This window comes from Fontibacillus forbon (genome assembly GCF_046559655.1).
Classification (GTDB): Bacteria; Bacillota; Bacilli; order Paenibacillales; family Paenibacillaceae; genus Fontibacillus.
Genome location: NZ_JBKGFV010000001.1, coordinates 834530 through 853749, shown reverse-complemented (window position 1 = coordinate 853749; position 19220 = coordinate 834530). Strand labels below are relative to the sequence as shown.

Annotated in this window: 18 protein-coding genes and 2 riboswitches; of the genes, 7 read left to right on the top strand and 11 right to left on the bottom strand. The window is 50.9% G+C overall.

Annotated elements, in window-relative coordinates; all coding sequences use genetic code 11:
- Nucleotides 1-302: 302 nt before the first annotated feature.
- From proB to mtnB, 4 genes are all read left to right on the top strand, one after another.
- On the top strand, nucleotides 303-1409 hold the full coding sequence (gene proB, locus ACLB09_RS03965) for a glutamate 5-kinase (RefSeq protein WP_410768446.1): 1107 nt from the start codon (nucleotides 303-305) through the stop codon (nucleotides 1407-1409).
- Between the two features lie 75 nt (nucleotides 1410-1484).
- Nucleotides 1485-2732, top strand: coding sequence for a glutamate-5-semialdehyde dehydrogenase (locus ACLB09_RS03960; RefSeq protein ID WP_410768445.1), 1248 nt, complete (start codon nucleotides 1485-1487; stop codon nucleotides 2730-2732).
- A 16-nt stretch (nucleotides 2733-2748) separates the two neighbouring features.
- A complete protein-coding gene (gene proC / locus ACLB09_RS03955; protein WP_410768444.1) occupies nucleotides 2749-3609 on the top strand; it encodes a pyrroline-5-carboxylate reductase in 861 nt (286 codons plus the stop codon).
- A 70-nt stretch (nucleotides 3610-3679) separates the two neighbouring features.
- A complete protein-coding gene (gene mtnB / locus ACLB09_RS03950) occupies nucleotides 3680-4342 on the top strand; it encodes a methylthioribulose 1-phosphate dehydratase (RefSeq protein WP_410768443.1) in 663 nt (220 codons plus the stop codon).
- A gap of 142 nt (nucleotides 4343-4484) precedes the next feature.
- Here mtnB and gcvH read toward each other — a convergent pair whose 3' ends face one another.
- Nucleotides 4485-4880: a glycine cleavage system protein GcvH gene (gene gcvH / locus ACLB09_RS03945; protein WP_410768442.1), complete on the bottom strand. Its 396-nt coding sequence runs from the start codon at nucleotides 4878-4880 to the stop codon at nucleotides 4485-4487.
- 199 nt (nucleotides 4881-5079) lie between these two features.
- A riboswitch (glycine riboswitch) is annotated at nucleotides 5080-5183 on the top strand.
- A 1-nt stretch (nucleotide 5184) separates the two neighbouring features.
- A riboswitch (glycine riboswitch) is annotated at nucleotides 5185-5301 on the top strand.
- An 86-nt stretch (nucleotides 5302-5387) separates the two neighbouring features.
- Between gcvH and gcvT the strand changes: the two genes are divergently transcribed.
- Genes gcvT through gcvPB form a run of 3 tightly spaced genes read left to right on the top strand, consistent with a single transcriptional unit; the run spans nucleotide 5388 to nucleotide 9450 of the window.
- Nucleotides 5388-6530, top strand: coding sequence for a glycine cleavage system aminomethyltransferase GcvT (gcvT, locus tag ACLB09_RS03940; protein ID WP_410768441.1), 1143 nt, complete (start codon nucleotides 5388-5390; stop codon nucleotides 6528-6530).
- Nucleotides 6530-7894 carry an aminomethyl-transferring glycine dehydrogenase subunit GcvPA gene (gene gcvPA / locus ACLB09_RS03935; RefSeq protein WP_410768996.1) on the top strand — a complete coding sequence of 455 codons (1365 nt, stop codon included), beginning with the start codon at nucleotides 6530-6532 and terminating at the stop codon, nucleotides 7892-7894. Before gcvT ends, gcvPA begins: the two co-directional genes overlap by 1 nt.
- A complete protein-coding gene (gene gcvPB, locus ACLB09_RS03930; RefSeq protein ID WP_410768440.1) occupies nucleotides 7882-9450 on the top strand; it encodes an aminomethyl-transferring glycine dehydrogenase subunit GcvPB in 1569 nt (522 codons plus the stop codon). Before gcvPA ends, gcvPB begins: the two co-directional genes overlap by 13 nt.
- 240 nt (nucleotides 9451-9690) lie before the next feature.
- On the opposite strand, the gene ACLB09_RS03925 is transcribed toward gcvPB, so the two are convergent.
- The 10 genes from ACLB09_RS03925 to proC (ACLB09_RS03880) form a co-directional block, all read right to left on the bottom strand.
- The gene (locus ACLB09_RS03925; RefSeq protein ID WP_410768439.1) at nucleotides 9691-10605 is read right to left on the bottom strand and encodes an undecaprenyl-diphosphate phosphatase; all 915 of its coding nucleotides are present in this window, start codon (nucleotides 10603-10605) and stop codon (nucleotides 9691-9693) included.
- A 123-nt stretch (nucleotides 10606-10728) separates the two neighbouring features.
- Entirely contained in the window at nucleotides 10729-11337 is a 609-nt protein-coding gene (locus ACLB09_RS03920; RefSeq protein WP_410768438.1) for a DedA family protein, read from the bottom strand.
- Nucleotides 11338-11367: 30 nt separating this feature from the next.
- Nucleotides 11368-13293, bottom strand: a complete 1926-nt coding sequence (locus ACLB09_RS03915) for an ABC transporter permease (protein ID WP_410768437.1) — start codon at nucleotides 13291-13293, stop codon at nucleotides 11368-11370.
- A gap of 4 nt (nucleotides 13294-13297) precedes the next feature.
- Nucleotides 13298-14068, bottom strand: a complete 771-nt coding sequence (locus tag ACLB09_RS03910; RefSeq protein WP_410768436.1) for an ABC transporter ATP-binding protein — start codon at nucleotides 14066-14068, stop codon at nucleotides 13298-13300.
- 79 nt (nucleotides 14069-14147) lie between these two features.
- The gene (locus ACLB09_RS03905; RefSeq protein ID WP_410768435.1) at nucleotides 14148-15149 is read right to left on the bottom strand and encodes a HAMP domain-containing histidine kinase; all 1002 of its coding nucleotides are present in this window, start codon (nucleotides 15147-15149) and stop codon (nucleotides 14148-14150) included.
- The gene (locus ACLB09_RS03900) at nucleotides 15146-15847 is read right to left on the bottom strand and encodes a response regulator transcription factor (RefSeq protein WP_410768434.1); all 702 of its coding nucleotides are present in this window, start codon (nucleotides 15845-15847) and stop codon (nucleotides 15146-15148) included. The genes ACLB09_RS03905 and ACLB09_RS03900 overlap by 4 nt, the downstream gene beginning before the upstream one ends.
- A gap of 199 nt (nucleotides 15848-16046) precedes the next feature.
- Nucleotides 16047-16721, bottom strand: a complete 675-nt coding sequence (locus ACLB09_RS03895; RefSeq protein WP_410768433.1) for an NAD(P)H-dependent oxidoreductase — start codon at nucleotides 16719-16721, stop codon at nucleotides 16047-16049.
- A gap of 68 nt (nucleotides 16722-16789) precedes the next feature.
- Nucleotides 16790-17491, bottom strand: coding sequence for a hypothetical protein (locus ACLB09_RS03890; protein ID WP_410768431.1), 702 nt, complete (start codon nucleotides 17489-17491; stop codon nucleotides 16790-16792).
- A gap of 123 nt (nucleotides 17492-17614) precedes the next feature.
- Complete coding sequence (locus ACLB09_RS03885; RefSeq protein ID WP_410768430.1) at nucleotides 17615-18397, bottom strand: VOC family protein; 783 nt, start codon at nucleotides 18395-18397, stop codon at nucleotides 17615-17617.
- Entirely contained in the window at nucleotides 18397-19206 is an 810-nt protein-coding gene (gene proC / locus ACLB09_RS03880; protein WP_410768428.1) for a pyrroline-5-carboxylate reductase, read from the bottom strand. The genes ACLB09_RS03885 and proC (ACLB09_RS03880) overlap by 1 nt, the downstream gene beginning before the upstream one ends.
- Nucleotides 19207-19220: the final 14 nt, after the last annotated feature.

The following is a 19220-nucleotide window of genomic DNA, read 5'->3' as shown; positions in this document are numbered from 1 at the left end:
AGGCTTGATTACCATGATATCCTATCAGTAAACGTGATGACGGGACCAGTAAGAGACTGACGCGGATCCCCAGAGAGCAAATTCCTAAGGCTGCAAGAATTTGCAAATCCGCCCCTCCGAATCCTATCCCCGAACGGCCGGCCGAAATGCCGGACAGCACCCCTGTTACCGGGTTTTCGAGTCGGATGTTAATCATCAATAAAGGTGGTACCGCGGAAGTCAAACTTTCGTCCTTTGCGTGCAAAGGCGGAAGTTTTTTTATTTTACAGGAATTAATGTACATCCAATAAGGAGTGATCTCCATGCAACGCCGTATAGTGGTCAAAATCGGGAGCAGTTCGCTGACTACCCCGGAAGGAGGTTTGAATCGCGATTCCATCGCTTACTTCGCCGCAGAGCTCGCCGCCCTGAAGTCGGCGGAGATTCAGGTGGTGCTTGTTACATCCGGTGCCGTCGCTGCCGGATTCCGCGAGATTGGCTATCCGGAGCGCCCCAAGCTCCTGCACGAAAAACAAGCCGCTGCGGCCGTCGGCCAAGCGCTGCTCATGCAGACCTACCGCGAGGCGCTGGCAATCCATGGCGTTTCAGCTGCCCAAGTGCTGCTTACCCGCTCCGACTTCCAGAACCGGAAGCGGATGGGAAACGCCAGTATGGCGCTGGAGGAATTGCTCATCCGGGGCATCTTGCCGATCATTAACGAGAATGATACCGTATCCGTCGACGAGCTGAAATTCGGGGATAACGATACATTGTCCGCATTGGTGGCCAATCTGATCAAAGCTGACCAGTTGCTGATTCTGACCGACACCGACGGGCTTTATACCCGGGATCCCCGAATTGATCCTTCCGCCGTCCGCATCGGTGTCGTCAAGGAAATCACCGAAGAGATTTACGGTATTGCCGGCGGCGCCGGATCCTCCGTCGGTACCGGGGGCATGCGGTCCAAAATCGATGCGGCCAAAATCGCTTCCCGCGGCGGTGTGCCGGTCTTTGTCGGGAAAGTGAACCTCCCGGGCGAACTGCAACAGTCGCTTGACGGGCAGGGGCGCGGGACCTATTTTGAAACCCACAGCGCCTCCCTGCCAAGAAAAAAGCAGTGGCTCGGCTTTTTATCTACCCCGATCGGGACGCTAACGGTCGATGCCGGAGCAGAGGAAGCGCTCATTCACGGCGGCCGCAGCCTGCTGCCTGTCGGCGTACGCGGAGCCAAAGGCCATTTTCAGGCCGGGGACGTCGTGGAAGTTCAGAATATGGACAACGAAGTATTGGGTCGGGGGATTGTCAACTACGACGCCGAACTGCTTCAAGACATCCTCGGACTGCCGAGCAGTGAAGTGATGAAGCGGGTTAACGACGTTCACCGTTTGGAAGTCATTCACCGCGACGAATGGATTTCGTTAAAATCTTAAATTCAAAGCCAATTTTTTTGTATTCGCTATAACCGAAGCAGTCACAAAATAAAATGAATGATGGAGGTAATTACGATGAGTGAAGTGATTGAAAAAGCAAAGCTGGCCCGCGCAACGGCCCCCGTATTGAACCGGCTTACGACAAAGCAAAAAAATGACGCGCTGCTCGCCGCATCCGGTGCGTTACTTGCCAACGCCGACACCATTATCGCTGCCAACGTAGAGGATTTGGAACGCGGCCGCAACAACGGCACCTCGGATTCCCTGCTGGACCGACTGAAACTGGACCAACCTCGGATTGCCGGAATTGCCGAAGGTCTGCGGCAAATCGTTGAGTTGACCGATCCGGTCGGCGAAATCCTGGAGACCATCGAGCGCCCCAACGGTTTGCATATCCAAAAAAAACGCGTTCCGCTCGGGGTCATCGGCATCATTTATGAAGCCCGCCCGAACGTTACCGTAGATGCCATCGGCCTTTGCCTCAAAACCGGCAATCCCGTTGTATTGCGCGGCGGTTCCTCGGCCATTTCTTCCAATCGTAAAATAGTTGAAATCATTCACCAGGCATTAAAAACGACCGAGGTGCCCGTGGAAGCGGTGCAATTGATCGAAGATACGCGCCGCGAATCCGTGGATGTCATGCTGCGCGCCAACGGTCTGCTCGATGTTGTGATTCCTCGCGGCGGCAGTGCGCTGATTCAAAACGTCGTCCAAAATGCCACGGTGCCTGTCATCGAAACGGGGGCGGGAATCTGTCACACTTACCTCGATGCATCGGCCAACCCGCAGATGGCGCTCGATATCGCGATCAACGCAAAAGTGCAGCGCCCTTCCGTCTGCAATGCCATGGAAACGCTGCTCGTCCACGAACAGTTTGCGGCTAAGCATTTGCTGCCGATCGCCGAGGCGATGCTTGAAGCCGACGTAGAGCTTCGGGGATGTTCGGAAACAAGGAAGCTTCTCACTTCGGCAAAGGAAGTCACGGAGCAAGATTTTGCCACGGAATACAATGACTATATTCTTAACATTAAAATCGTTTCCGGTCTGGAAGAAGCTTTGGCACATATCGCTCGGTTTGGAACGAAGCATTCCGAATGCATCGTCACTGAAAATAAAGAGCACGCGGAGCGCTTTTTGCAAGAAGTGGATGCCGCGGCCATTTATCATAACGCTTCGACCCGATTTACCGACGGTTTCGAATTCGGATTCGGGGCGGAAATCGGGATCAGTACCCAAAAGCTGCATGCGCGCGGGCCTATGGGTTTGCCTGCATTGACCTCAACGAAATACATCATTCAAGGAACCGGCCAGGTCCGGCCGTGACAGGGAGGTAATGGATATGAGTCTTTCTCAAACATTTGGCGGGGAGAAAATCACTTTTTATGGGGCGGGTTCTATGGCAGAAGCTATCGTACGAGGCTTGATTCACCGTTCTGTCCTAAAACCGGAGCAGATTTCCATGATTAATCGCAGCAACCGGGAACATCTAGCCTATTTATCGAACCGTTACGGCGTTGTGACCGGCCAGGATCAGGCCGAAAAAAATGAGCTACTGCGAAATGCCTCCATCATCGTTCTTGCAATGAAACCGAAAGATGCCGGAGAAGCCATCAGCCAACTGAGCCCGCTGCTATCCGAACATCAACTCGTCATTTCGTTAATCGCGGGGTTATCCGTTAGCACCATTCAGCAGTTGCTCGGCCGTAAGCAACCTATTGCCAGAACGATGCCCAACACCTCCTCTTCGATCGGCCTGGGTGCCACCGGGATCTCCTTTTCGCCCGAAGCAGATGTCCGGCAGCGTCAACTCGTGTCGTCCATCTTCGAAGCGGTCGGTTCCGTTACCGTCATAGATGAAGACAAACAGGAGATTTTGACCGGCGTATCCGGCAGCGGTCCGGCCTATATTTATTATATGATGGAGGCTATGATCGCCGCCGGAATCGAAGGCGGACTTTCGCCGGAGCAGGCGCGTGACCTGACGGTTCAAACCGCGCTCGGCGCGGCTTCCATGATGAAAGAAACCGGTGAAGATCCGGCCAAATTGCGCAAAGATATCACTTCCCCTAACGGCTCGACTCAGGCGGCGCTCGAAGTGCTTGCCGATAAGGGATTTACCGAAGCCGTCAAAGCCGCCGTTCACCGCTGCGCCGAGCGCTCCCGGGAAATGGGTGAGTCGGTGAGAGAGTCGCTGTTATAGTTACTGCGCAGAGACGTGCTTGAATGCTTTATGCATGACCGACTTTGCTCCTTGGGAAGGAGAACGTTAAATGAACTTTTCAGCCATTTCATTGGAGGAAAAACAGGCCGCTTTGAGCGAGCTCCGCACCGTAACAGCCGATTTCGCGGCACGCGGCTGGTTCCCCGGCACCAGCGGGAATTTGTCTTTGCGGGTCGGCGGCTTCTCGCCTAACCGGTTTCATTTCGCCATCACCGCCAGCGGCAAAGACAAATTCGTAAATATGCCCGAGGACTTCCTGTTTGTCGATACCAACGGCGAGCCCTGCGAAACAACGAATCTTAAACCGAACGCAGAGACGGTGATTCACGCCAAAATATATCGAATGACCGGTTGCGGCGCCATATTTCACGTGCATACCGTTTATAACACCCTGCTCAGCGAATATTACGGTGACCAAGGGGCTGTGCCGGTCAAGGGCATCGAACTGATCAAGGCCCTAGGCATCTGGGAAGAAGACGCTGTGATTCATATCCCGGTGTTGCCGAATTATAGCGACATCCCTTCGATTGCCAAGCTGATTCCCGGCTCGCTGAAACCCGAGGTTCCAGGTATTCTTCTGCGGAATCATGGCATCTATGCGTGGGGAAAGAACGCCCTTGATGCGAAACGTCATCTGGAATCGTTTGACTTTATTTTTGAAGTGCTGTACCGCAGCTTGCTGCTTCCCCCCTTACCCATGAATAAAGAGTAAGGGTTTAAGTCTATATGATTACAGTTCTCGTCCATTATTGGCGGATACAAACGACTCGCGACTTCAGTGGAGCTTTCATGAGCATCAAGCCATGATCACAGCCTTCCGACGCGAGTTATTTTCCGTTTTTACGACTAATTCCTTATTTTTTGAGAAACTCGGCATACTCCTTGGCATCCATCAGTTTGGAAAAAGCGGCCTCAGGCGCTTCGGCCAAAGTGATGCGCACCATCCAGCCGCCTTCATACGGTTGTTCATTGACCACTTCAGGAGCACTCTCAAGTTCCGTATTAACTTCCAGTACCGTCCCGCTCACCGGCGTAAATAAATCGGCCACGGTTTTGACCGACTCGATCGTCCCGATTCCTTCCTCGGCCTCCACCTCCCGTCCCGGATCGGGCATTTCCACAAACACGATATCTCCAAGCCGGTGTTGGGCAACATCCGATATTCCGATTTTTACAGTACCGTCCCCCAAATCTTGTACCCATTCATGATCTACGCTGTACCGATAATTTTCCTTGATTTCATTCGACACCCTGCTTCCTCCTCTTCCTTACATGCCCATTTGAATTCACGTACAGATTATTCCAAATCCGGCTTTAATGTCAATATTATTAACACAAACATTTCAACTTGTCCGATGTAATCGATTGCAAAATTTTTAAATATTTTTTTGTGGCAAGTTTATTGACATGTACGTAAAATTTGGTTATTAATGGATATGTAAACAGCGGTTGATGGCAGTGGGAGAGATTACGGTTCAGACAAACCGTAACGCCGAAGGAGCAAACCGTGAATGGACGGTGAATCTCTCAGGCAAAAGGACTTCTGCCGGACGCGACTCTGGAGAGAATCCGCTTTTTTCGGGCGGATCACCCACGGGGAAACCTGTATGCTTACCTGCAAAACAGACCTGCTTCCATACAGGGTAACTCTCAGGTAGACAGGACAGAGCCAAAGGAATCATCGTGCGCGAAGCATGTGATTTCTTTGGTTTGTTTTATTTCTTGGGCAAAAAGCAAATAAGACGAGGTGGAGAAATATGACCGATCTGTTCAGAACACCGCTTTACCCCTGCTATGAACGATATCCGGGCGTCCGCTGCATCGATTTCGGCGGTTGGGAACTGCCGGTGCAATTCAGCGGAATTCAAAAAGAACATGAGGCTGTGCGTACGCGGGCCGGCTTGTTTGATGTATCCCATATGGGCGAATTTATGGTGGACGGACCTGAGGCGGAGAAATATCTCCAGCGTATGACGACCAACGACATTTCGGTACTGGTGCCCGGAAAGGCGCAGTATACGCTGATGTGCTATCCGGACGGCGGTGTTGTCGACGATCTGCTCATTTACAAGCTGAGCGAGCAAAACTACTTACTCGTCGTAAATGCCGCCAATACGAATTCGGATTTGGAGTGGCTGGAACGGCATCTGCCTGCCGAAGGAGTCAGTCTCCGTAACGTATCCGAGACGACGGCGCTTTTAGCCTTGCAAGGGCCGCTTGCGGCAACCATCCTCGCTAAGGTGTGGCAAGGGGACCTTCACGGAATGCCTCCGTTTACCTTCCTCCCGGCCACGGAGGTAGGCGGAATCAAAGTGCTTTTATCAAGGAGCGGTTATACCGGGGAGGACGGATTTGAGTTTTATGTCGCCGCGGAAGAAGCAGGCGCGCTTTGGACTCTCCTGATGACCGCCGGCGAACCCGAAGGTTTGATTCCTGCCGGTCTTGGGGCAAGGGATACGCTGCGCTTCGAAGCATGCCTTTCCCTATACGGCCAGGAAATATCGCCTTCCATTTCACCCCTTGAAGCTGGACTCGGCAATTTCGTGAAATGGAATAAAGGTGAATTTCTCGGCCGCGAGGCATTGAACAAGGAGCGAGAAGACGGTTCTTCGCGAAAACTGGTCGGTCTGGAAATGATGGAGCGCGGGATTCCCCGCAACCACTATCCCGTCTATGCCGAAGGATCGCCAAATCCAATCGGTATAATCACGACAGGCGCCCCCTCCCCTACACTAAAAAAGAACTTAGGCCTTGCTCTCATTCCCGCTTCCTTGGCACAGCCCGGTACCGTTCTTGAAGTCGATATTCGCGGAAATAAGGTAAAGGCTAAAGTCGTGCCGACTCCCTTTTACCGGCGGACTCGTCCTGAAAACGATACAGCCATGAAAGGAGAATCGTGATTATGAAGCATCGCTATCTCCCTCTGACCGAACAGGATCGCGCCGATATGCTTGCCGTCATTGGTGCGACATCGATTGAAGAGCTGTTCCGGGATATTCCGGACAACGTGCGCTTTAACGGAGACTTGCCGGTTCAATCCCGGTTGGACGAATATTCCCTCACCCGCCACATGTCCGAGATGGCCCGGCGGAATGCCGACAGCGACCGGTACTCCAGTTTTCTCGGCGCGGGTATTTACGATCATCATATTCCTTCCGTCGTGCAGCATGTTGTTTCCCGCAGTGAGTTTTATACGGCATACACTCCTTATCAACCCGAAATCAGCCAAGGAGAACTGCAAGCTATCTTCGAATTTCAATCCTATATCTGTGAGCTGACGGGACTTTCCGTAGCCAATGCAAGTATGTATGACGGCGCTACCGCCCTTGCGGAAGCGGGTTCGCTCGCAGCTGGCGCGACCAAGCGAAAGACGCTGGTCGTTTCCCGCGCCGTTCACCCCGAAGCCCGCGAAGTGCTGGCCACATATGCACGCGGTCTGAATCTGAATGTCGTCGAAGTCGGGCTGGATGGGGGCGTAACTGATCAGAAGGCGCTTGAGGCGTCCCTAACCGAGGAAACGGCAGCGGTCCTGATTCAATCCCCGAATTTCTTCGGGATGATCGAAAATTTACAATCCGTCGCCGAACTGACTCACAGACGGGGCGGACTGATGATTGTCAGCACCAATCCGCTATCGCTTGGCATGCTGGAAGCACCGGGAAAACTGGGGGCAGACATCGTTGTCGGAGATGCGCAGCCGCTTGGCATCTCCCCCTCCTTCGGCGGCCCTACCTGCGGGTTCTTCGCCGTTTCGGAGGCCAACATGCGCCGGATCCCGGGCCGGATTATCGGACAGACGACCGACAAACACGGCAAACGCGGCTTCGTGCTCACGTTGCAGGCACGCGAACAGCATATCCGTCGCGAGAAAGCGACCTCCAACATTTGCTCGAATCAAGCGCTCCTCGCTTTGGCCGCCTCCGTTTATTTGTCCACGATGGGCAAACAAGGAATGGCCGAGATGGCCGAGCTCAATCTGCGTAAAAGTCATTACGCCAAGTCGCGATTGACGGCGATTCCGGGCGTAACCAGCCCGTTCGACGGGCCCTTCTTCAACGAATTTACGCTTGCCTTGCCGGAAGACGCGGATATGGAACAGCTCCAACGCAAGCTGCTGAATGCCGGGATAATCGGCGGTTACGACCTGAGCCGGAGTTATCCCGAACTGCCCGGACATATGCTGATCGCCGTCACCGAAAAACGGAGCAAAGATGAAATCGACCATTTTGCCTGCGTAATGGAGGAATCGATATGCGCGAAATGAATGATCTGAACCAAACCAACGAGATTCCCGTAGCCGATTCCATCAATGAATCCCGGGAGATTATCGTATCGGACATAACGGAGAAGAATCAGCCGCTGATTTTTGAACTCAGCAAGCCCGGACGGATCGCTTATTCTTTACCGGAATGCGACATTCCTGCTGTTCCGTTGGAAACGTTGATTCCAGCAGTACTGCGGCGCAGTGAAGCCCCCGCCTTGCCGGAAGTATACGAGGTAGACGTAATCCGGCATTATACGGCGTTGTCTCGCCGCAATTTCGGGGTGGACAACGGTTTTTACCCGCTGGGCTCCTGTACGATGAAATACAATCCCAAAATCAATGAGGATGTTGCCCGTTATGCCGGGTTTGCGAATATTCATCCGTATCAGCCTGAAGAAAGCATCCAAGGGGCGTTGGAACTCATGTTTAAGCTGCAGCAGAATCTGGCCGGAATTACCGGCATGGATGAAGTGAGTCTGCAGCCGGCCGCGGGCGCTCACGGGGAGTGGGCCGGGCTGATGATGATCCGCGCCTATCATGAGGCCCGCGGGGAGCACCGCACGAAAGTCATCGTGCCGGATTCTTCGCACGGTACGAATCCGGCCAGCGCTTCGGTTGCCGGATTCCGGACCGTAACCATCCCCTCCACGCCGCGCGGCTTGGTCGATTTGGAAGCACTGCGGGGAGTTGTCGGCAACGATACGGCGGCGCTCATGCTGACCAATCCGAATACGCTGGGATTATTTGAGGAGCAAATTACGGAGATTTCGGAAATTGTGCACAATGCCGGGGGCTTACTGTATTATGACGGAGCCAATTCCAATGCGATTCTCGGGATTACCCGCCCCGGGGACATGGGCTTCGACGTGGTTCATCTCAATCTGCACAAAACGATGAGCACGCCGCACGGCGGCGGGGGGCCCGGCGCCGGTCCGGTCGGTGTGAAGAAATGGCTGGCACCGTATCTCCCCGAGCCGCGGATAGTTCAAAACGAAGACGGAAGTTACTCCGTATCCCGCAGCACGGCACCCCATCAAACCGCCGCGGGCTCAATCGGCAAGGTCAAAGCATTTTACGGCAATTTCGGGATCCTTGTCCGTGCTTACGCCTATATCCGCAGCCTTGGACCCGAAGGACTCCGGCAAGTTTCCGAGAACGCCGTGCTGAACGCCAACTATATGATGCATCGGCTTGCTCCGTTCTACCAAATGCCATACCCGGATTTATGCAAACATGAATTCGTCATGTCGGGAAGCGAGCTTGGACAATACGGGATTCGCACCTTGGACGTCGCCAAAAGGCTGCTGGATTTCGGCTACCATCCGCCAACCATCTATTTTCCGCTTAATGTAGCTGAATGCATGATGATCGAGCCGACGGAAACCGAAAGCAAGGAAACGATCGACGGATTTATCGACACGATGATCTTCATAGCGGAAGAAGCCAAAAACAACCCGGATCGTCTGAACAACGCCCCCTACACTACACCGGTTACCCGCCTCGACGAAACCGGCGCCGCCAGAAAGCCGGTGCTGAATTGCTCGTGCGGAAATTAGCTGGATATTGTCCAGTTAATTTCTCCGTTTTTGGCCATCCATAAAAAATAACTGGAAAACCTCCTTCTATTCAGCCGCTTTTCCTCGCAACTGGCCGTTTATGGCCAAATTAACTGTAGGTTTTCCAGTTAATTTGCGAAGAGAGCTTACTGGCTGAAAATTAGCTGGAGGTTTTCCAGTTAAATTAGGGTTTATCGGCACAATCCGCAGCAATCAAGCCGCAACGAAACGAAACGAGTCTCACCAGAAATACAACACCCCGATCACCGCCGCCAGCAGTATCCGATATACCGCGAACGGCACCAGCTTGATCCGGTTGATCAGCTTCAGAAAGAAGCGGATCGACAGAAGAGCAAACACAAAAGCGCTTATAAAGCCTGCAATGAAGAAAGGCAGCGCGTCCATCGTGAAGTACTGCCAGTTTTTAAGCAGCGACAGCAAGCTGGCACCGGCCATGATCGGAACGGCCATAATGAACGTAAAATCCGCTGCGGCCCGGTGGCTCAACCCGAGCAGTACCCCGCCGGAAATCGTTGACCCGGACCGGGAGAAGCCCGGCCAAATCGAGAAGCACTGGAACAAACCGACAGCAAATGCTTGTTTGTAAGTAATTTGATCTACGGTTTCTATCTTCGGCCGCTTGGGACCGAAACGATCCGCCGCGATCATCAGCAGCGCTCCTGCTACAAGACCGACCAGGACGGTAGCCGTGGAGAACAAATATTCATCGATCATATCCTCCAGCAGAACGCCCAGAATCCCGGCCGGAATCAATCCGACGATCACCTGTGCCAGTTTTAGGCGGGGACCTCTATGGGCGTTGACACCAACGCTATCATTTCCTTCGCGACCGGCACCTTCCAATCTTTCACCCAAACCTGCGCCCCCGTCTTGCCGCTTGTTTCTTCTCAACCGGGACAAGCCCAGCAAATCGATGAAACGGTCTTTGAATACGACCAACACGGCCAGGATGGAGCCCAATTGAACGACAACTTTAAACGTATTGGCCACATATCTCGAAGCGAACAATTGCTCCGTCTTCAACCACATATCGTCCACAATAATCATGTGCCCGGTCGAAGAAACCGGAGCAAATTCGGTCATTCCTTCCACAAAACCAAGAATAATCGCTTTAATAACGGCAATGATGTCCATGACTTGATCTCCCCATCTTCCACTTGAATCACTTCAAACTTGAATCACTTCAGACGTGTCCCTTGGACAAATAATGCCCATCAAATTTTCCTGCAATATAGCGATAAGAGGTCCGGCTTCGACCTATGTTCTTTTTCTTTTCCGCAAAAACAGATAGATTCCCCCAAGACCGCAGACAGCGATAGCCGCATAGGCGATATTGGAATATACATCCATAAACTCGACGATTTTCTCCCACGATCCGCCTACCGCGGCACCTACGGAGACGAGCACGATATTCCAGATCAGGGTACCGATCGTTGTATACAGCAGGAACAAACCGAATTTCATTTTCGAGATGCCCGCCGGTATTGAAATTAAACTGCGAATAAGCGGGATCATCCGGCAAAATAGCACCGTCCAATAGCCGTACTTGTCAAACCAGGCGTCCGCCCGGCGGATGTCCTCTTTTTTGAGGCGCAGAAAGCGGCCGTATTTGTCGATCCAACCCTCCAGTCGGTCCACGTTGATCAAATACCCGGCACCGTACAAGATCACCGCACCGAGTACAGAGCCGACCGTAGCTGCGATGACAACTCCCGTCACCGTCAAACTGGAATAGGTGGTCATAAATCCGCCGAAAGTCAGGATCACTTCCGACGGGATCGGAGGAAATACATTTTCAAGTGCAATCAGAAGTAAAATTCCGGCATAACCGAACTGCTCCATTATATTCGTAATCCAATTTTCCACGGATAACCTCCAGCATGTTAATGATTCCATTTAGTGATGTACCTTTTGTAAATTGCGCAAATAGCGGGCGCGGATAAACCAAAAATAGATGACCTGCACGAGACAAAAGCTAGCCAGAATTGCCGCGGCTTCCCAAGCGATCGAAATATACACATACCGTTGCAGCGCGATAAAAGCAAACAAGCTGTGCACCATGGCTACGCCGACCGGCAGAAAAAACAGCAGGCCCAATTGGCGGGACACCATCTTTTCCATCTCCTTTTGCGTCATGCCGATCTTGGTTAGGGCCAGGTATTGCCTGCGATCATAGTCCAGATCGCTATACAATCGGAAATAGAGAAAGCTCCCTGCGGCAATGAAGAATACGGTGCCGACCAACAGGGCAAAAAATAGCAACGCTCCAAACGTTGTCCGCTGGACCTCGAACAAGGTTCCGCTGACCGTCATGGCATACGGCTTGCCCCGTTCATAGTCCATTTTTCCGTTCTCCGTCAAATGGGATGCGATCCCCACGGTCGATTCCATGCTTTCAGTGTAATAAGCAGTGTACCGTTCCACTCTGGAGGAATCATCAAGCCGCAGCCGTTCTTTCACAGCATCGTTCACTACGAGCCCGGAGAAGACTCCCTCCCGCTGATTCCCGAGTTCCGGCGTCAGATGGTCGGCAATGGACACCCGCTCGGTTATCCCGATTTCATGCAGCAGGAGGCCGTCTTCCCCCAATCGATAACTCGCCGGTTTCCTTTCCTGAAGAAGCAATTTTTCCCGATGCGAGCTCATCAGCACGAAAGCCCCATCCTCTGCCGGAGACTGTTCGTGAAGAGAATACCCCGCAGCCGATAAGGCACGCCCGTAATCGGAAAAAGAAATTACCGGCAGCACATCCGGCCCGGAAGCAAGCGAAGACGACAATACACGGACATAGACCAAATCTATTTTTTCCGTACGATATGAAGCTCCCCGTGCCGCCAATTCCTCCGAAATCATCTCCAGATGACTCTTCTCCAGGCTTTCGTCTTCCTTGGATACATAGCCGATTTGAGCGGGATGATCCATGGCAAAGTCACCGGACAACCGGTTAATGGACGCAAATACCCCTACGGCGCAAAACGTGATCGTCGTTATTATCGTAACGAGAAAGAACATTCTCGCATTATCCTTCATCCGGTAAGATAGGTTGGATACCAGTACCAGATTGCTTTTCTTCCAATACCGGGTCAGATTTTTTTTCATGAATCCGAGCAAAGCTACACTGGCCTGGGTGAAAAACAGATACGTCCCCACGATCGTCATCGCGGTAACCGGCAGCATCCGAACCTTCACGGTGGAGGCCGTCGCCGTCACAGCCAGCGCATAACTGGCCAGAAGCAAGACGCCCGCAAGCAGGGCCAACGCCTTCGAAAATTTCGGTTTGACATCCCGCTTGATTCCCGATTGGAACAAATCGATCAGCCGGGTGGAGCCGAGCAGCATCGTCGTACAGAGCGAGATGACGAGAAAGAGCAACAGGAAAGACAGGATCGTCAGCAGCAGGCTATAGGGTGAAACGTGAAAAGAGAGCGGATCGATACCGAGCAAATTGGACCCGGCCAGCAGGAACAGCTTGGCGGTTAGTAATCCGGCAAGTATGCCGGTTCCGAGCGATCCCGCCGCGACCAGCATATTTTCCATGAACACCATTTTGCGCAGCTGCTTCACCGTCATCCCGTGCATCAGCAGAATGCCGAACTCCCGCTTGCGGGAACGAAGAAACGAGCCGACGGAATAAAGCACGAACAAAAAACAAAACAGAAACATAATCACTTCCGCTTCCGCGAGCACCAGCAATGCCGAATTCCACGCCACCTGGGCTTTCAAGTCCGGATGAAACAGGAACAGGGCGCAAACGAAGAAAACCATGACCGAAAAGGCGCTGCTCAGGAAATAAGCGGCATAGGTACGTTTGTTGCGCAACACATGGCTAAAGGCGAATTGACGAAAGGTGATCGGTCTCTCCTCCCAGCAGCGACATCATATCGATGATTTTTTGAAAAAAAGTCTGCCGGTTCTCCCCGCGATAAATCTCGTTATACAGCCTGCCGTCCTTGATAAATAGCACGCGATGGCAAAAGCTCGCGGCGAAGGCATCATGCGTGACCATCAGAATGGTGGTTCGCTCTTCGCGGTTCATCATGTCGAAAGCCTCCATGACATCTTTGGAAGCTTTGGAATCGAGATTCCCGGTCGGTTCATCCGCCAGCACCAGCGAAGGTTGATGAATCATGGCCCTGGCGATCGCCGTCCGCTGCATCTGTCCCCCTGAAATTTCCTGCGGGTATTTCTTCATGACGGATTCAATATCCAGTCTGCGCACCAGCTCTAGACAACTCTTCTTCATATCCGCAACGGGTGCACCGTCCAGGGTTAAAGGAAGGACGATATTTTCTTCTACCGTCAATGTATCGAGCAAGTTAAAATGCTGAAAAATGAAGCCCAGCTCCCGTCTCCGAAACAGCGCCATTTCTTCTTTGTCCAACTCATGCGGATTGTGTTCCCCAATCTTTACAAGACCCGATGTAGGCTCATCGATTGTCGCGATCACGTTCAACAATGTCGTTTTCCCGCTTCCCGACGGGCCCATAATCCCGACGAATTCCCCCTGCTTCAGGGCGAAGCTCACATTATCCAGCGCCCTCGTCGATATCGTTCCTTCATAAATTTTGGATAACTCCCGGACCTCCAAAACAGCCATGGGTGCACCTCCTTCTCGGTGATGTTTTCATTATAGGGCGACTAAACCAGGCTAACCATGGATCAATCTTACAATCACCTTACTCCTTTGTAAGGTGGCTCTGTTCCGAATGGAAGACAAACCGGACCAGCGTACCTTGGCGGACGACGGATTCCAGTTCCACCAAGTGGCCGAGCTGATCGCAAATCTGTTTAACAAGATACAGCCCCATCCCCGTGGATTCTCTAAAGTTTCTTCCGTTTTCTCCGGTAAAATAGGCATCAAATACGCGCGGCAAATCGCTGTCCGGTATGCCTACTCCTTCATCCTGGATTTCCAGAACCGCCTTTTCTTCCCGCCGGAAGCCGCGGATCGTAATGGTCCCCGGTTCTTTTGCGGTATATCTGACCGCATTCGTCAGGATTTGTGTAAGCACGAAAGTCAGCCATTTCTCATCGGTAGCAATGATTAACGGCTCCGGAGCAAAATCCAGTTGCGGAAACACTTTGCTGCGGATAAACAGTCGCTTCTGCGCCGACACGGCCGCGCGTACAAGACACTCCATATCCAGTTTCTCCACAACGAAATCATGCGAGAACGAATCCAGCCTGGCGGTATACAGCACCAGATCCAAGCCTTTGCGGAGCCGATCCACCTCATCGCCTATAGCCGTTGAGCGAGAATCGTCGCTATCCTGGACCATAAGATGAATGACGGAAACCGGGGTCTTCATTTGATGGACCCATTGGGTGATGAACTGAAGATGGTGATTGATTTTGTGTTGCTGGCGGTTCAATTCAGATACGTAATGGCGGTATTGTTTTTTTAAGAACTGGTGTAACGACTCGGACAACGGGGTTTGAGGCGATACCTCTTTAAAGGCGTCCAACCCTTCACCCCGTTCCAGACAGCGGTAAAACGACCGGTTCGTCATGTAGCGGAAAACGAGATACACCGCCAGCAGGCATCCGCTTAGCAGAGCGGCATAAAGCACCATGGCCATGTTGCGGTAACCGTCAAGCCAATATACCCCGGAAACGGTCAGGAGCTGAAGGAGATAGACCGTTAATAGCGGCCGCTGATCTTTCAGAAACAGCTTCATTGTTTCTCCTCCCATCGGGAGACGAGCCGGTAGCCTTGTCCGCGCACGGTCTGAAGCGCATCTTCGATCCCCAAAGCGGACAGCTTTTTGCGCACTCGGGTCACATACACATTCAGCGTATTGTCGTCGACAAAAGTCTGGTCATCCCATATTTTCTCCAGCAGCCGGTCGCGGCTGACGATTTGTTCTCCCCGCTGCATCAGTTCCTCCAGCATTTTTACTTCCGTCAGGCTGAGCTCCACCTTTTCATCGTTCAAGCATAAATTGAGGCGGTCTTTATCCAACCTTAACCCGTCGAAACTTACGCCCCGTTCTCCGCCTCCTCCGGCATAAGTCCCATATGCCCTGCGCAAATGGCTCATGATTTTCGCGATCACGATATCATAATCAAACGGTTTCGTTATATAATCATCCCCGCCGTTTTCCAGCGCCATGACCTGGTCCATCTTCCCTTCGCGGGCCGAGATAAACAGGATGGGACACGTGGAAAGATTCCGAATCTGCCGGCACCAGTAATACCCGTCGTATTTCGGCAAATTCACATCAAGCAATACCAGATGCGGGGCTGCCGCTTCGAACTCCTGCTTCACTTGGTCAAAATCTTGTACGGTTTGCGTACTATAGCCGAACCTTTGCAGATATTCCTGTAACAGCATGGCAAGCTGATGATCGTCTTCGACGATAAATATTTTGAACATATGATAATCTCCTTTAAGTAAAACTCCAGCGATCGCAGGAACATTTTATGTACGTGCCCTAAGATCCATTTCAATAGTTCATCTTAAATAGAACCATACCCTGACAGCATTGTAACAAAAATAGACCCCAAAAAGGAAATAGAGAGGCACCGCAGCTAGTGCAGCCCTCCCTATCTCTTCTTCAATTCAAACAATTCTTCTATTCTAACCACTCAACGACTTCTTGCGCGCATCGACGCGTCTTCCCGGATGGGTCATGCAATCGATAGCCAAAAGCAGCCATAACGGAAATACCGAAATGTTCAGGATCCATAATCCCTTCCGCAATTAACAGTTCATTGATCTTCGCTCTATTAAATCCTTCCATCGGGCAAGAATCTATACCAATCAAAGCGGCAGCAGTCATCATGTTGCCTAATGCAATATAAGTTTGACGGCAAGCCCATTCGAACATAACTCTTGGATCATCCTCGATTGCAAAACTTGTTTTCAAAAAATGATCATAGTTGTTCCGCTTCGCCTGTAAAGTTTCGGGTGACAGCTTCTGGACATGCTCCAACATTCGCTTAATATAATCAGAGCCAGCAACCATATCTTTCGGTAATCTCGCCAAAATAATCATAAAATGACTGGCTGACAGTAACTGCTTTCTCGCTCCCGTTGCGTGCTCCGCAAGCTTGGATCGTAGGTCCTTATTTTGCACAATAACAAACTTCCAAGGTTCGAAGCCATACGAGCTTGGAGACAAACGGCCCGTCTCTAATATGTACTCAAAATCAGCATTACTTATTTTCTTATCAGGATCGAAATCTTTAGTCGCATGTCTAAATTGAAATGCCGATAGAATCTCATTTTTCTTAATTTCTTGATCCATTATTTAAAACTCCTTCGTCATAATTGTCGCTAATTACACTTTATCAGTTATATTATCACATAACATGCTCAAGAACTCAGTTCGGTTTCATATTGCCCAAGCTTCTCCATCACACCTTCAACCCATTGCTGGTCATCCCACAATTTAGGATTATCAAGTCTTCTTACCGCCGGATGACCCGTTGCCATCGTGTCTATACCGTCTTTGTTTCCAAAATACAAATCTACTATTTGTAATGACCTGTTAACAGAACGAACTAACAGCTTGCAACTCATTCCGGACCCCTGGTTTAAAAAGGATAATTCCAGGTGGTAAATATTGTTATCCAGCCTCTTGAACTCTGCTTCCTTAAACTCATTATTCAAGCCGAAAATCACGCCATTGGCTCCCTTCAAATCCTGCCGTTGCTCCAACTCCAACATTTTATTAGTGAATAGAAGCAGATTTTCATTAGAGATATAGTTCTCAAATGATACTCTTTCCTGATTTGCAACAGCACCGGTATAAAGATTTATGAAGGCTTTTCCGAAGGCTTCCATAGAACCATAATCATCTTCACTAATCTGATCAGCTTGGATTGAAAACTCTTGGCCAGCCAGATCGTTTAATATCTCTGCTGCTGATTTCTCGGGCGATTCAACAGAAGCTTCTATATTGGATATAGATTGTTCTGTTAAATGATTTTCCTTCTGTGAACAACCTGCTAGCACCACAAATGCCAATACTGCAATACCTAACGTAAATCTCTTCATAATACCACCTTTTTCCAAAGTTTCTCTCCGGTTCTCCTAATCCCAGAATACACTAAATTTTCGCTACATGGGAGAAAATGAAAATAGGCTTGTTATCGCTTTAGACGATAACAAGCCTATAATCAGACCTAGGATATCACTTTAAGGGGTTGCCTTTTCAAGGAAAACATATTCGCCTGCACCAATTTGAATACTCTTTCCTTTTAATCCGGTGGAATCCGTTTCAACAATGACCTGTTTGAATTGATTCTCATCCCCTTGCACGAAATCAAAAGTCTTATCTCCAATCTGAAGGGTGAAGTTGTTATTAGCTTCTGACTGTACAATTGGCAGTCCAAAACACTTTCCCCAATGTTCAGCAGCAGCTGCGGGATCGGAGACGCGGAATACCGCCCTCTTAATTTCGGCATGACCCGCAGGATGGGATTGAATGACTCCGGATGCCGTTAACTGTTCCAGTCTCTCTTCATCATTTCCGCTCCATTGAATGATAAACGGATAGACCAGTCCTTGAAAGTCCCCATCTATGGTCATCATCCGCCACTCTATTAATCTGCCCTCGTTATCCAGACGCCGGCCATCGATAATAGGGGATAATAATAATCCTGCAGACTTCAAGGAAGCAGCCGTTTCTTCAATATCATCACTCCGGATCACAACCCTGCTCAAGACTTCATGCTCCGGAAGAACTTTAACCGCATCCCTTACAACGACATTGTGCTTAGTTGCCTTCGCTAACTCCAGATTCTCAATGCCGAGAAACTCGATATAGGTTAGCCCAAAGTAACTCAAAGCATTATAGGTTCCCCAATCCTTATGAGCCCCCCCCTTAAAAGCAATCAAACCATGATCTCCGAAGATTTCAACCGGTTTATCCAGATCATTGACATAGTGTACTAAATGATCCCATTTCAGGGTTGTCATTATTCCTTCACTCCCAGCTCAGTGGTCCGCTTTACGGCTGCCAATACGCTTCTCTGCAATCCGGCCGCGAAGTCGCTGTTGTTCAGTTCGTATAACCCATGCATACCGACACCGCCGGGTGAATTGTTAATATCAAGCAGCTGTCTTGGGTGCAGGCCGGTCTGCTGCAGCATCATAACCGCCCCCATCATATTCTCCAGCGCTACCTTCCATGCCTGATCCCGCGGCAGTCCGGCAAGGACACCGGCATCCACGAATGATTCAATGAAATAATAGATATAGTTAGGTCCGGCCACACCGAAGCCGGTGAAGATATCGATGTACGACTCCTCCAGATATTGTACTTTGCCGAAGCCGAGCAAGAAATCCTCTACTTGATCACGAGTGGCGTAGGCATTTAAGGCTACACCGCTATATCCGTAACCCGTATCGGTCAATGTATTGGGAATGACCCGGATTATCGGGCGCTCCGCTCCAAAATAACCGCCTAACTTCTCAATCGTTACACCCGCCACAATCGATACGACTGCGGCAGTAGGTGAAGCGAATTGTTGTACGATTTGTCCGAGTGCATTCAAATCATCCTGCGGACGAACTGCAACCACGATCAATTCTGCCGCAGAAAGACCTTGCACTTGCGAACTTTCCGTATTTACACTGTACTTTGCCTTCAACAGCTGAAGACGTGCTTCGTTAATATCCGAAACGCTTATTTGGTCCGGGGACAGCGTACTATTGGCAATACTCGCGCGGATGATCGCTTCCGCCATCTGTCCTCCGCCAATAAAATGAATCTTTTTCTGTGTCACTTGCGTTCACTTCC

Bases quoted from the DNA above. Each gene is read 5' to 3' on its own strand.
- ACLB09_RS03960 (WP_410768445.1), top strand. From the start codon at position 1,485: ATGAGTGAAGTGATTGAAAAAGCAAAGCTGGCCCGCGCAACGGCCCCC.
- ACLB09_RS03925 (WP_410768439.1), bottom strand. From the start codon at position 10,605: ATGGACATCATTGCCGTTATTAAAGCGATTATTCTTGGTTTTGTGGAA.
- ACLB09_RS03905 (WP_410768435.1), bottom strand. From the start codon at position 15,149: ATGAAGCTGTTTCTGAAAGATCAGCGGCCGCTATTAACGGTCTATCTC.
- gcvT (WP_410768441.1), top strand. From the start codon at position 5,388: ATGACCGATCTGTTCAGAACACCGCTTTACCCCTGCTATGAACGATAT.
- ACLB09_RS03895 (WP_410768433.1), bottom strand. From the start codon at position 16,721: ATGGATCAAGAAATTAAGAAAAATGAGATTCTATCGGCATTTCAATTT.
- ACLB09_RS03900 (WP_410768434.1), bottom strand. From the start codon at position 15,847: ATGTTCAAAATATTTATCGTCGAAGACGATCATCAGCTTGCCATGCTG.
- proC (WP_410768444.1), top strand. From the start codon at position 2,749: ATGAGTCTTTCTCAAACATTTGGCGGGGAGAAAATCACTTTTTATGGG.
- gcvPB (WP_410768440.1), top strand. From the start codon at position 7,882: ATGCGCGAAATGAATGATCTGAACCAAACCAACGAGATTCCCGTAGCC.
- ACLB09_RS03885 (WP_410768430.1), bottom strand. From the start codon at position 18,397: ATGACAACCCTGAAATGGGATCATTTAGTACACTATGTCAATGATCTG.
- proB (WP_410768446.1), top strand. From the start codon at position 303: ATGCAACGCCGTATAGTGGTCAAAATCGGGAGCAGTTCGCTGACTACC.
- ACLB09_RS03910 (WP_410768436.1), bottom strand. From the start codon at position 14,068: ATGGCTGTTTTGGAGGTCCGGGAGTTATCCAAAATTTATGAAGGAACG.
- mtnB (WP_410768443.1), top strand. From the start codon at position 3,680: ATGAACTTTTCAGCCATTTCATTGGAGGAAAAACAGGCCGCTTTGAGC.